The organism is Pseudomonas sp. MPC6 (genome assembly GCF_006094435.1).
Taxonomy (GTDB): Bacteria; Pseudomonadota; Gammaproteobacteria; order Pseudomonadales; family Pseudomonadaceae; genus Aquipseudomonas.
In genome coordinates this window covers 5,818,240-5,831,250 of record NZ_CP034783.1, presented here as the reverse complement: position 1 = coordinate 5,831,250, position 13,011 = coordinate 5,818,240, and the positions used below count along the sequence as shown (strand labels likewise).

The following is a 13,011-nucleotide window of genomic DNA, read 5'->3' as shown; positions in this document are numbered from 1 at the left end:
GGCGGCACAGTCGATAGAAGTGGTGACTGACAGACCGCTTTCGCTGGCAAGCCAGCTCCTACAGGGGATCTTCAGTGAGCGCCAAGTTGCTGAACGACGCGGATTCCGTGTAGGAGCCGGCTTGCTGGCGAAGACGGCGGTACATTCAGTAGAGGTGTTGGCTGACAGACCGCTTTCGCTGGCAAGCCAGCTCCTACAGGGGTGAACTGACCCCAAAATGTTGGACGGTCTTTTGTCGCTAGCCAGCGGATTGTGTTCTGTATTCCACAGGGCTCAGTCCGCCGAGCTTCGATTTGATGCGGTCATGGTTGTAGTAACGGATGTATTTGTCCAGGCCTGCCTGGAGTTCTTCTATGCTTTCAAAACGGTTGAGGTAGAAAAACTCGGACTTCAGTGTTCCGAAAAAGCTCTCGATCACAGCATTGTCCAAGCAGTTCCCCTTTCTCGACATGCTTTGCTTTATTCCTCGATCCTTCAGTGCATGCCGGTATCGGGGCTGTTGGTATTGCCAGCCCTGGTCGGAGTGGATCACTAAATTGACCGGGCCTTGCAGCTGCTCAATAGCCTTATCCAGCATCTCGGTTACCAAGGCAAAACTCGGTCGCGTATCGATCTGGTAGGCCAGGATCTCGCCGTTGTAGAGATCCATGACGGGCGACAAATAGAGCTTCTTCAGCCCGACCTTAAATTCCGTAACATCGGTCACCCACTTCTGGTTGGGCCGTTGCGCGAGAAAGTTACGCTCCAGCAGATTCGGCGCTATTTTGCCGACCAGGCCTTTGTAAGAACGATACCTTTTTGGTCGCACGAGCGACTTCAGATTCATGTCTTCCATCAAACGCTGTACCCTTTTTTCGTTGACGGGCTCTTTTTTGCGGATCGCCAAGGTAATGCGTCTATAACCGTAACGGCCCTCATGCTCATGATAGAGCCCCTGAATGGTGGCTTTCAGGTCAGCATGCTTGTCAGGTTTCTGGAGGGCGCCGACTTGGTAATAAAAGGTACTGCGCGCGAGATTGGCCAGTTTGAGCAGACCATCCAAAGGAAACCTCGAGCGCAGCGCTATCACGGTGAGCGTTTTTTCTTGGGGGGACGGCTCCTGTTCGGAGCCTCCCTTATTTCCTCGAGCTTTTTTAGATAGGCGTTCTCCATGCGCAGGTATTCAAGCTCAGCCTTGAATTGTTCCCGACTTTTCGAATCATCATCTACAAACGGGGACTGGGGTGGGACAGGCGATTTTTTTGGCATGGAGACAGTCTTTTTTCTCTTGGGTACATCTAGACCGCCACTGTAATACTGGCGCTCCCAAATGCCCACCTGCGAAGACTGTCCGAGCCCAAACCGGGTGGCGGCCTCGCGACAGGAAAGTCGTTCTTTGTGCATACATTCAACAACCGAAAGCTTGAACACCGCACTGTAGTGGTGACCATTCGCTCGCAGACCCGCGCTGCCACGGGCTTGAAAAGCGGCAACCCAACGTCGCAGAAGACTGCAATCAATCGAGTAGCGATTGGCGATTTTTCGAAACCCATCGTCGCCGTTGATGTAGGCCTCAACGGCTGTGATTTTGAACTGCACGGAATACTTGCCCATTGGAACACCCCAAAAGTCAGGATCTGTGTCCAACTTTTGGGGGGCAGTTCAGGGGATCTTCAGTGAGCGCCAAGTTGCTGAACGACGCGGATTCCGTGTAGGAGCCGGCTTGCTGGCGAAGACGGCGGTACATTCAGTAGAGGTGTTGGCTGACAGACCGCTTTCGCTGGCAAGCCAGCTCCTACAGGGGATCTTCAGTGAGCGCCAAGTTGCTGAACGACGCGGATTCCGTGTAGGAGCCGGCTTGCTGGCGAAGACGGCGGTACATTCAGTAGAGGTGTTGGCTGACAGACCGCTTTCGCTGGCAAGCCAGCTCCTACAGGGGATCTTCAGGGAACGCCAAGTTGCTGAACGACGCGGATTCCGTGTAGGAGCCGGCTTGCTGGCGAAGACGGCGGTACATTCAGTAGAGGTGTTGGCTGACAGACCGCTTTCGCTGGCAAGCCAGCTCCTGCAGGGGGGGCTGCGACGCACACACAGCCAATAGAAAATGCGTGAGCCGGCTCCGGGCGGCGTTCCGGCGAAGAGGCCTTTGGCTTATTCAAAATTCAGGACATCACCGAAATTTTAATCCCTGCTTAACCGGCCTGTCGTCTATTCCCCGATACCCACCCGTGCGCGCCAGACTCTCAAAGGTCGGGGCCAGCGTGTAGACTTTGGGCAATCGATATTCAGAAGGGAAACGCAATGAGCGAGGAAACAATGCGGTTGGGCCGGGAACGGCGCTATCTGGTGTTACTCGGCGCCATCTGCCTGGCGCTGATCGGCGGCGCGCTGTACATGCAAATCGTCCTGGGCGAGGCGCCGTGCCCGCTGTGCATCCTGCAACGCTACGCCTTGCTGCTGATTGCGATCTTCGCCTTCATCGGCGCGGCCATGCGCACCCGCCGCAGCATCACGGGGTTCGAAACCCTGGTGGTGATCAGCGCCCTGGCGGGCGTCGGGGTGGCCGGGCATCACGTCTACACCCAGTTCTATCCGACCGTCAGCTGCGGCATCGATGTGCTGCAACCGATTGTCGACGGTTTGCCGCTGGCGAAGCTTTTCCCGCTGGGCTTCCAGGTCGACGGCTTCTGCTCGACGCCGTACCCGCCGATTCTCGGCCTGTCCCTCGCCCAATGGGCGCTGGTCGCCTTTGTACTGGTGGTCATTCTTGTGCCGCTGCTCACTTCGCGTAACCGCAGAGGGTTGCGCTAAGCCCTGCTGCGCCTACTGCGTAAAAAGCCAAAAACGCCCCGGTCCTCGTCAAGAGCGCCGGGGCGTTTTGCATGGCAGAGGGCAGGCGAAAAGACCTTGATGCGCGACAAGTCGGGCGGCGGCATGTGTGCGACATGTTGTCACAGCGCAAGTGTCGCAGGACATTTCCAGACCGTGAATTCGCGCCAGTCTACGAAACAAAAAGCCGGTTTTTCAACAGCCGGCGGCTGCGACCTTGAAACGCCCGAACAGGCAGTTTTAACAGGGCTCGGCGAATTGCCGGAGCCCTTGTCGCATAGGGGTTAGGGGCGGGTCGAAGGACGACGTAGAGCCTTCGATACTGTCTGAACTGAGCGCGGTAGACCTACTATTTTTGGTGTTTTTGTTGCGAATCAATTTCGATAACATGCCGGACTTTTGCGAAATTCGTGAATGATTGTTGCTGAAATGGATAAAAATTATTTCGGGATGAGACATGGTTTATGAATCGCTACGTCACTACAATCGCCCGCACTGAATTCCCGGCACTGCTCACCCTTACACAGGTGCACGAGCAGGAATAGGGCGTCGAGAGGCCGGATGGCTTCATGCGACTCCCAGGTGTCGGTGCCTTCCACTATCCGCACCAAATGGAATTGGTCTGTAACAAGGCCTTTGACCACGAATTCGAATAAGAACTCACCGCTGTCCCAGGATTTGTCGAGCAGCGTCTGACGCGCGACGGGCAGCCCTTATTCAATCCAAGAAAAATGCCAACCCTTGGCAGGGTGAAGTGTTGGCGATCAAAACCCAACTGCATTGCGCAAGCTGCTTTAGAGGTCGTGAGATGAGTAAAAACAGGTACCCCAGACTACTAGGCTTATTGCCGCTGATCGGCGCGTTGCTGCTGTCAGGCTGCAACATGACCTTGCTCAATCCAACAGGCCAGGTTGGCCTGGAGCAGCGCAACCTGATCATCACCGCAACGTTGCTGATGCTGTTGGTCGTGGTCCCGGTCATCGTCATGACCTTCCTGTTCGCCTGGAAATACCGCGCGACCAACACTGACGCGGTGTACACGCCGAAGTGGTCGCACTCCACCAAGATCGAGATCGCGGTGTGGGCTGTTCCAGTGCTGATCATCATTGCCCTGGGTTACGTCACCTACGTGTCGACCCACGCTCTGGACCCTTACAAGCCGCTGGAATCCGACGTCAAGCCGATCACCATTGAAGTGGTCGCGCTGGACTGGAAGTGGGTGTTCATCTACCCGGAGCAGGGCATCGCCACGGTCAACAAGATCGTGTTCCCGACGAATACCCCGGTCAACTTCAAGGTGACGTCGGACTCGGTAATGAACTCGTTCTTCATTCCGGGCCTGGGCGGCCAGATCTACGCGATGGCCGGCATGCAGACCAAGTTGCACCTGATTGCCAACCGTGACGCTGAAATGGAAGGCATCTCCGCCAACTACAGCGGCGCAGGTTTCACCGGCATGAAATTCAAAGCGATCTCAACTTCTCAGGAAAATTTCGACGCCTGGGTAAGCGAAGTCAAAAAGGCACCTAAACAGCTGGAAAAAGCTGAATACGAAGCCCTTTCCAAGCCAAGCCAGAACAACCCAGTCGAACTCTACTCCTCGGTCACGCCGAACCTGTTCCAGATCATCGTCGACAAGTACGAAGGCATGAATCCGGGCAAGCCGATGCACCACGAGAAGAAAGAGAAAGAAGTGGCCCACAACATGGAAGGGATGGACATGAGTTCGCATTCAGCTGCCGGGGCAGAGGAGTAAACGATGTTTGGTAAATTAAGTTGGGAAGCGGTCCCGTTCCATGAACCGATCGTGATGATAACCATCGCCATGATCGCGCTCGGTGGTCTGGCGCTGTTCGCTGCAATCACCTACTTCAAGAAGTGGACCTACCTGTGGACCGAGTGGCTGACGTCGGTCGACCACAAGAAAATCGGCGTGATGTACATCATCGTCGCCATGGTCATGCTGCTGCGCGGTTTTGCCGACGCCATCATGATGCGTACCCAGTTGGCCATGGCCACCGAGGGTTCGCCTGGCTACCTGCCGCCTGAACACTATGACCAGATCTTCACCGCCCACGGTGTGATCATGATCATCTTCATGGCGATGCCATTCTTCACCGGCCTGATGAACCTGGCAGTGCCGCTGCAGATCGGCGCGCGTGACGTTGCGTACCCGTTCCTGAACTCCCTGAGCTTCTGGCTGCTGGTGTCCGGCGTGGTGCTGATCAACCTGTCCCTGGGCGTCGGCGAATTCGCCAAGACCGGTTGGGTTGCCTATCCGCCGCTGTCGGGGCTGCAATACAGTCCGGGCGTGGGGATGGATTACTACATCTGGGCGCTCCAGCTATCCGGGTTGGGTACGACGCTGACGGGGGTCAACTTCCTGGCCACCGTGCTGAAAATGCGTACCCCTGGCATGAAGCTGATGGACATGCCGATCTTCACCTGGACCTGCACCTGGGCCAACGTCCTGATCGTAGCCTCGTTCCCGATCCTGACCGCTACCCTGGCGCTGCTGACGCTTGACCGTTACATGGATTTCCACATTTTCACCAATGAACTTGGTGGCAATCCAATGATGTACGTCAACCTGTTCTGGGCCTGGGGTCACCCCGAGGTGTACATCCTGATCCTGCCGGCGTTCGGCATTTTCTCGGAAGTCATCTCGACCTTCACCGGCAAGAAACTGTTCGGCCACCACTCGATGGTCTACGCGTCGGGCGCAATCTCGATCCTGGGCTTCATGGTCTGGCTGCACCACTTCTTCACCATGGGGTCGGGTGCCAGCGTCAACGCCTTCTTCGGTCTGGCGACGATGCTGATTTCGATCCCGACGGGGGTGAAGCTATTCAACTGGCTGTTCACCATCTACCAGGGCCGTCTGCGTTTCACCAGCCAGGTGCTGTGGACCCTGGGCTTCATGGTGACCTTCGCCATCGGCGGCATGACCGGCGTACTGCTGGCCATCCCGGGTGCTGACTTCGTGCTGCACAACAGCCTGTTCGTGATCGCGCACTTCCATAACGTGATCATCGGCGGCGCGGTATTCGGCTACATCGCAGGCTTTGCGTTCTACTTCCCGAAAGCGTTCGGCTTCAAGCTGCACGAAGGCTGGGGCAAGGCTGCATTCTGGTTCTGGATCACCGGCTTCTTCGTCGCGTTCATGCCGCTCTATGTCCTGGGCTTCATGGGCATGACCCGTCGTCTGAACGCCACCACCAACCCTGAGTGGGTACCGTACCTGTACGTTGCCATGTTCGGTGCGGTGATGATCGCCGTCGGTATCGCCTGCCAGCTGATCCAGCTCTACGTCAGTGTGCGTGACCGCAACAAGCCAGAGAACATGTGCGAACACGGTGACCCGTGGAATGCCCATACCCTGGAATGGTCGACCTCGTCGCCACCACCGTTCTACAACTTTGCCGTGCTGCCGAAAGCCGACTGCATCGACCCGTTCACCGAGGCCAAGGAAGACGGCACCGCGTACAAGGCTCCGGCCAAGTACGAGCCGATCCACATGCCTAACAACACCGCGACCGGTGTGGTCATGGGCGCGCTGTTGACCGTGTTCGGTTTCGCGATGATCTGGCACATCTGGTGGCTGGCCATCGTCGGTCTGGTTGGCACCGTGGTGTATTTCACCATCCATGCCGCCCGAGACGATCAGGGCTACATGGTGCCGGTGGATGTCATCGAGCGCATCGAAGCCGAGCAGCACAAACGTCTGGTAGCGGCCGGGAAAGTCCCAGCCACCGCCACCCGTGTTGAAACCTCGTTGGAACAGGCTTAAACCATGTCGAACTTAGTGACCAATGCTGGACACACCCATGTCGATGGACATGGGCATGATGACCATCACCACGACTCGGGCGAGATGACCGTATTCGGTTTCTGGCTCTACCTGATGACCGACTGCATTCTGTTTGCGTCGATCTTCGCGGTGTACGCGGTACTGGTTAACAACGTAGCGGGCGGCCCGTCGGGCGCCGACATTTTCGAGCTGCCATACGTGCTGGGCGAAACCGCTCTGCTGTTGTTCAGTTCGATCACCTACGGCTTCGCCATGCTGGCGTTGTTCAAGGGCAAGAAGAATCAGGTGCTGGCTTGGCTGGGCATGACCTTCCTGTTGGGCGCCGGCTTTATCGCCATGGAGATCAACGAGTTCCACCTGCTGATCTCCGAAGGCTTCGGCCCTAGTCGTTCCGGCTTCCTGTCCGGGTTCTTCACCCTGGTCGGCACCCACGGTCTGCACGTGACCAGCGGTCTGATCTGGATGGCGATCATGATGTACCAGGTGCAGAAAAACGGCCTGACGGCCACCAACAAGACCCGTCTGAGCTGCCTGAGCCTGTTCTGGCACTTCCTGGACGTGGTGTGGATCTGCGTATTCACCGTTGTTTATCTGATGGGGACTATGTAAATGGCTAACGCACACGCCCATGACGCCCATGACGCCAGCCACGGCAGCGTCAAGTCCTACGCGATCGGCTTCATCCTGTCGGTGATCCTGACCGTCATTCCTTTCGGCCTGGTGATGTACCCGTCGCTGCCGAAAGCCATGACCCTGTGGATCGTGCTGGCTTTCGCAGTCATCCAGGTGCTGGTGCACCTGGTGTACTTCCTCCACCTGGACCGCTCCGCCGCCCAGCGTAACAACGTGATCGCGTTTGTTTTCGCAGCATTGGTAATCGTCCTGTTGGTAGGCCTGTCGCTGTGGATCATGTTCAGCATCCACACCAACATGATGGCGCACTGAGGTAAGTCCGGATGTCCTTGAAGCACTTTATCCAAATCACCAAGCCGGGGATCATTTTCGGTAACGTGCTTTCAGTGGCAGGCGGATTTTTCCTGGCCTCCAAAGGGCATGTCGATCTGGCCATCTTCCTGGCTGCGATGATCGGCACGTCCCTGGTAGTGGCTTCCGGTTGCGTGTTCAACAACTGCATCGACCGCGACATCGACCTGAAGATGGAACGCACCAAGAACCGGGCGCTGGTCCAGGGCTTGATCTCCCTGAAACTGGCCCTGGCCTTTGCGACCGTCCTGGGTGTTTTCGGCGTTGCGCTGTTGTACAAGGTGGCCAACCCGTTGGCCGCTTTGTTCGCGGTAATCGGCTTCGTCATCTACGTCGGCTTCTACAGCCTGTACCTCAAGCGCAAGTCGGTCCACGGCACGCTGGTGGGCAGTCTGTCGGGGGCGATGCCGCCGGTGATTGGCTACGTCGCTGTGACCAACAGCTTCGACATGGCCGCCCTGACGCTGCTGGTGATGTTCAGCCTGTGGCAGATGCCGCATTCCTACGCCATTGCGATCTTCCGCTTCAACGATTACCTGGCCGCATCGATCCCGGTGCTGCCGGTGAAGCGCGGGATTGAAGTGGCGAAGAAGCACATCCTGCTCTACATCCTGGCGTTCCTCGTGGCGACCTTGATGCTGACCTTCAGCGGCTACGCCGGCATGAGCTACCTCGCCGTCGCCGCGGCCATGGGCATGTACTGGTTGTACATGGCCTGGACCGGCTACAAGGCAGTGGATGACACGGTCTGGGCACGCAAGCTGTTCGTGTTCTCGATCTTCACCATTACCGCGTTGAGCGTGATGATGTCGCTGGACTTCCAGGTGCCGAGTGAGTTGTTGCTGACTTACGCGCCTTAAGCGTCGGATGCTGTAAAAGAAAAACCCCGCCTTCGAGAGAAGTGCGGGGTTTTTTATGGGCGGTTTACTGGTGGACCGGGTTGCCGCCTTCGCGAGCAAGCTTGCTCCTACAGCAGATCGGGGTCAGCCCCTCATGCTGAGTACGGCGCTGAACTTCTGTAGGAGCAAGCTTGCTCGCGAAGGCGGTCTTACAGGCGGCAATAAATGGGCAGGTAAACAGCAGAAATTTCCCACGAAGCTTTCAGGTTGTCGGTCAGAAATCACCTCTCTAACCTCGGGACGTTAGCAACTCTGGAGAGCTCAGATGACGAAGCCCCTTAGCGGCCACGTCCTCTCAACCGCCTTGGACACACTGGTCAAAACCCTTTAAATCAGGCAGATGAAGCTGCGCTTGTGAGCGCGGCCAAAGCTGTTTGGTACTCGAATTCGAACCTTGAAAGCGAAGTAACAGCATTTCTGAGCCGCCACTCCGATGAAGTGGAGGTTAGACGCGCAGGGTATCTGCTCGAACGAATTACTCGCTTTGCCTGCGTTTCTGATCTGCGGGTATCGGATCGAAAAACCGCCCTTCGAAAGATGGGCGGTTTTTTTATTTCTAAAGCCTGGTGGGACAAATAGCGTACGGCGAGGGACACATTTTCGTTCAGTGGGACGGTGAAGAAATATTACGCCGTCTGGTGCAACTCCTGATGTAGCTTGCTCAAGAACAACTCATCGGATAGGTCAATTTCAACAACGCTGAAAGGCATTGGAAGTGCATCCACACACAGGGCGAGCGGTATTTGGCCATTAGCAACGGACGTCAGGCATATTGAGTGACTCGAACCGACATGCCAACTAGACCTTGGTGTCTGCCGGATCAGTTTACGTAACTCTTGAGAACGCATTGAGGTAAGCATGTCCTGGCCTGAACACTTGGCATAGGCTTCGCACATACACCAATGGCCTACGATATCGGAATCGGCTGAGGTCAGGCAGGAGCCCTCGTCGTCAAGGAATGTCTTGCGAAGATACTTGTTCAAAACACCGCTCCTTTCCAACAGGCCCCCGCCTTCGATATCGACGCCAACCCTGCTGTTCCTTGACGCTGCAACACAGACGTACCCACAAGCATGACTCAAGCTGAATTGCAGGCTGTGCCCATCTAAATAGGGCCTGCCATTGTGTTCGATAAGAATGGGTAAATGGCGCGGCACCGAGTTGAGTAAACTGGATATCACACTGCGAAGGAGGGCTCTTCCTAGTATGAATTCCGTTCTGCTTGTTTCGTCTTTGATGCCATGGGCACGAAGCAACTCATCATCTGACAAGAGCGATTCCAAATACGAGGGCAAGCCGCAGTGCTTGAGCTTGAAAGTGGGGGCGGCTACTGCGAATACATTCAGGTCAGGCATAGAGGTGTTTAGTGGTTGATGCCAATGAGCGGTAGTTCGCGCGGTGGAAGCTTGAGTTTATTGCTTTCCCTCACCTCGCACCTTGGTATAAGCGATTCCATAAGCGACCACTGCTGAGAGCGTCAGCCAGGCCGTCATGAAAATAATTGCATTTTGAAGACCAATCAAATAGATGAGTCCACTGACTATCAAGGTGCCTACGCTTCCTCCTAGTGCACCTAGCGCGCTCCAGTAACTGAATATTTTTCCGGATTTGTCATCGTCTATGTCGTGCTGAATGGCTGTGATCAGGGGGATGTCAATGACAGTAGCTGAGAGCCCTATCAACAGGCTGGCAATAAGCGCCAGTACTAAGGCAGGCATGCCTGTAAAAGAATTCACGACGAGAATGATAAGTGCCAGAGCAAGAATTATTTCTCCGCAGAACGCCAGTCTCAAATTATTCGAGATCCGTAATTTACCAATAATCAAAGAGCTAATAAGCTCGCCGATCCCACAAGCTACCATCAGGCTGCTATAAAATGTAGCAGGTTGATTCAGTGTATTGACTGCATACAGAGGAAGCGCTATTTGCAGGGTGCCGCGCCAGGACACTGTGTAAAGAAAATAGCTGGTGATTCTTACCATTAACGCTCGATGCTTGAGTAACTCTTCCCAGCCACCGCGTAACTGTTGCAGCATGGAAAATGCAGTTCGAGCGGCAGTGCGCGTCACGTGCCCCTTGATGCTCGTCAGGGCTATTTGCGAGAAAAAGAATATTAACGCACAGACAATCAGGGCGTTGGCCGGCGCTACGTTTAGCGCGCCTGTAAAACCTACTAAACCAGCTCCCAGAAAAAAACAAGGCCAAAGCACACTTTGCACCAGTCCATTAGCGAGTATTAACTCTTTCTTTTCCACAATACTGGGAACATAGGCTTTGCTTGCCGGTTTCGACAGAGCGTAGGTGGATGTCACAACGGCGCCAATGAGCGTAAGAAAGAAGATGTCCAGAGCATTCATGAACACAAGCAACGCTAGAATCAGTACACCTGACCCACGGACTACATCACAAAATACCATCAGCTTTCTGCGATCATATTGGTCGGCAACCGCACCGCCCAAAATGCCCAGGACACCTCTTGGAAAGGTCACACAAAACGCGACGATACCCAACGTACTTGCTGACGCTCCCATCGTCAGCGCTAAAAATGTTACCAGCACTCCAAAAAAACCGTCGCCAACGCTCACCAGTACCTGGCTTAGAAAAAATCTTGTGAAGTTCGGTTGAACAAGAAGCTTTCTGTAACTTAACTCGTCCGTTTCCAGTTTTATGTCTAAAGCCATTTAAGAACATCCCAGGTTTTTTCTTAACAGCGAAAGGGTGCGGCGTTCTTGAACTGCCAGCTTTTCGCATCTCGATACGATTGATCCGACATTTATGCGGCGTGTGATTTCAGCCTTGGCCATGGCGTATTTTATGACCATTGCCTCAGCAGCGATGTCATTTAAGTGGGAAGCAGCGACTTGATCCCCCAAGACACGTTCGGCAAATCTTGAAAACAAACTTCGCGACCCGGAGTATATTGAAAATGCCTCATGTATTTTTTTTGCGCGAATGCTAACCGATTCGTATGGGTTGTTCGCAATCCATTCTATTTCCGTAAGCAGTTTGTAACTATCCTCCATTGAAGATAAGTAAGTTGCGCACTTTTTAATGGCGGCGTCACGTCCGCTCTCAGTGGTGTCGATCTTGACCGGATTGAAATATCTGATCAGGCGTGCGCCATTGTTGTTGAAATACCTCTCGATGTAGCTTTTATCGTAGCGATACGTTCTCAATATAGAGGAGGGGTCATCATCAATCACCTCCCAAACGGAGTGTGCGCGTTGTCCGGATAGCACAATCGAGTGGTTAAGATGTTCCATGTGGTATTCAGGGCAATGTGGTAAATAAAATACACTGCCCATGACGATGGCGAATGGAACCTTCTCAAAGTGCTCACTTAGATCGTCGCCCGCCGCCTCGAACGTTTCGTACGTCTTCAGGTTTTGTTGCCAGCCTGTCAAAGACAGTCCCTCGTTATCTATTGAGGGCGTCAAAAAAGCATACTTGGGTTTGTGATTCAGGATATGGTCTTCAAAAATACGGTCTGTCGAAGCAAGTGAATTATAAAATAGCAGATCGACGTCAGCGCCACACTTGTCCAGAAATACGACGGCTTGTCTTCGCCAGCAATCCAGAAAACGCCTGTCATAATGTTCAGTGTCATAGGGGAATGGCTGGCTTTCGATGTCCAATGTTTTCTGATTAAGCGCCATGGGCTAATGCTTCCATCAAAAACCTCCACGAAGATATTTTTAGTCCGTCGAGCTTCGCTGCGTTGATTTCCAGCCAGCCGTCAAGCACCTTGAATAGAAGCGTACTTCCATTATCTATCCAGGTCTCTGGGCTTTCATTCAATGTGGCGTTTGCCGGCGCCACGCTTGCTTCGGTGACAAAAATTATATTGCCTTCCAGGGATAACCGTGCCCCCGTAGCTCGGCCACACGCTCTGATGATACTAAGGTTCTCCGATACGGTTTTTAGTTTGCTTAAACTCCGTTCCCCCAATGAAGGAAATCCTATCGTAGTGGCAACGTTTTCATCCTGCTTTCTTGCCATTGAATTCCACTGGCTTCGATTTTCGATAACATGGGGCAGGCCAGCGAATATCTTCTTTATCACCTTTAACCACACCGAACTGGCACAGTCCGTGGGGGTTACTTTTATGGATGCTTGTTCAATGATATCGCCTTGGTCAAACACCTCGGTCATGAAATGATAAGTCACGCCTACGTGTTCTTCGCCATTTTGCAGAGCATAAAAGATTGGTGCTCCTCCGCGATATTCAGGTAACAGGGAAGGGTGGATGTTAACCATGCCGTACTTGCTTAATTCCGAAAGTGATACATCTAATTTCGAAAGGTAAGTCATTACAAGAATCATGTCAGGTTGGAAAGTCACCAAGGCCGCTTTTAACCTCTCGGCGGACTCAATAGGCTCTATATGTTGGGCGTTACCCTCCCATTCCTTACAGGCAGATTGCGAGGCAAAAACCATCAGGTCTTCAGGCTCAGTAATGCCCTGTAAGAGAGGGACCAATGACAATCCCTGTATCCCACATATGTAGGC

10 protein-coding genes are annotated in these 13,011 nt (G+C 54.1%); 6 read left to right on the top strand and 4 right to left on the bottom strand.

From position 1 onward, the window contains the following. Window positions 1-238: 238 nt before the first annotated feature. Window positions 239-1,593 (bottom strand): IS3 family transposase gene (locus ELQ88_RS29100; RefSeq protein WP_228761575.1). Its coding sequence is split into 2 segments (ribosomal slippage): window positions 239-1,120 and window positions 1,123-1,593, totalling 1,353 coding nucleotides; the frame shifts between segments, so codons are not numbered across the junction. Between the two features lie 687 nt (window positions 1,594-2,280). Between ELQ88_RS29100 and ELQ88_RS29080 the strand changes: the two genes are divergently transcribed. From ELQ88_RS29080 to cyoE, 6 genes are all read left to right on the top strand, one after another. Next, window positions 2,281-2,790 carry a disulfide bond formation protein B gene (locus tag ELQ88_RS29080; RefSeq protein ID WP_138969054.1) on the top strand — a complete coding sequence of 170 codons (510 nt, stop codon included), beginning with the start codon at window positions 2,281-2,283 and terminating at the stop codon, window positions 2,788-2,790. A gap of 826 nt (window positions 2,791-3,616) precedes the next feature. Then, window positions 3,617-4,564 (top strand): ubiquinol oxidase subunit II, encoded by a 948-nt coding sequence (gene cyoA / locus ELQ88_RS29070; protein WP_128869977.1) that lies wholly within the window; start codon window positions 3,617-3,619, stop codon window positions 4,562-4,564. 3 nt (window positions 4,565-4,567) lie between these two features. After that, window positions 4,568-6,598 carry a cytochrome o ubiquinol oxidase subunit I gene (gene cyoB, locus ELQ88_RS29065; RefSeq protein ID WP_138969053.1) on the top strand — a complete coding sequence of 677 codons (2,031 nt, stop codon included), beginning with the start codon at window positions 4,568-4,570 and terminating at the stop codon, window positions 6,596-6,598. A gap of 3 nt (window positions 6,599-6,601) precedes the next feature. Continuing rightward, window positions 6,602-7,228, top strand: a complete 627-nt coding sequence (locus ELQ88_RS29060; RefSeq protein ID WP_128869976.1) for a cytochrome o ubiquinol oxidase subunit III — start codon at window positions 6,602-6,604, stop codon at window positions 7,226-7,228. Further along, on the top strand, window positions 7,229-7,564 hold the full coding sequence (gene cyoD, locus ELQ88_RS29055) for a cytochrome o ubiquinol oxidase subunit IV (protein WP_128869975.1): 336 nt from the start codon (window positions 7,229-7,231) through the stop codon (window positions 7,562-7,564). An 11-nt stretch (window positions 7,565-7,575) separates the two neighbouring features. Then, window positions 7,576-8,463 (top strand): heme o synthase, encoded by an 888-nt coding sequence (cyoE, locus tag ELQ88_RS29050; protein ID WP_128869974.1) that lies wholly within the window; start codon window positions 7,576-7,578, stop codon window positions 8,461-8,463. Between the two features lie 1,451 nt (window positions 8,464-9,914). Here the strand turns inward: cyoE and ELQ88_RS29040 are convergent. The 3 genes from ELQ88_RS29040 to ELQ88_RS29030 are packed head-to-tail and all read right to left on the bottom strand — an operon-like array spanning window position 9,915 to window position 12,981. Further along, window positions 9,915-11,183, bottom strand: a complete 1,269-nt coding sequence (locus tag ELQ88_RS29040; protein WP_138969052.1) for an MFS transporter — start codon at window positions 11,181-11,183, stop codon at window positions 9,915-9,917. Continuing rightward, complete coding sequence (locus ELQ88_RS29035) at window positions 11,184-12,158, bottom strand: hypothetical protein (protein ID WP_138969051.1); 975 nt, start codon at window positions 12,156-12,158, stop codon at window positions 11,184-11,186. It lies immediately after the preceding gene. After that, window positions 12,148-12,981, bottom strand: coding sequence for a formyltransferase family protein (locus ELQ88_RS29030; RefSeq protein ID WP_161599993.1), 834 nt, complete (start codon window positions 12,979-12,981; stop codon window positions 12,148-12,150). Before ELQ88_RS29030 ends, ELQ88_RS29035 begins: the two co-directional genes overlap by 11 nt. Between the last annotated feature and the right edge of the window lie 30 nt (window positions 12,982-13,011).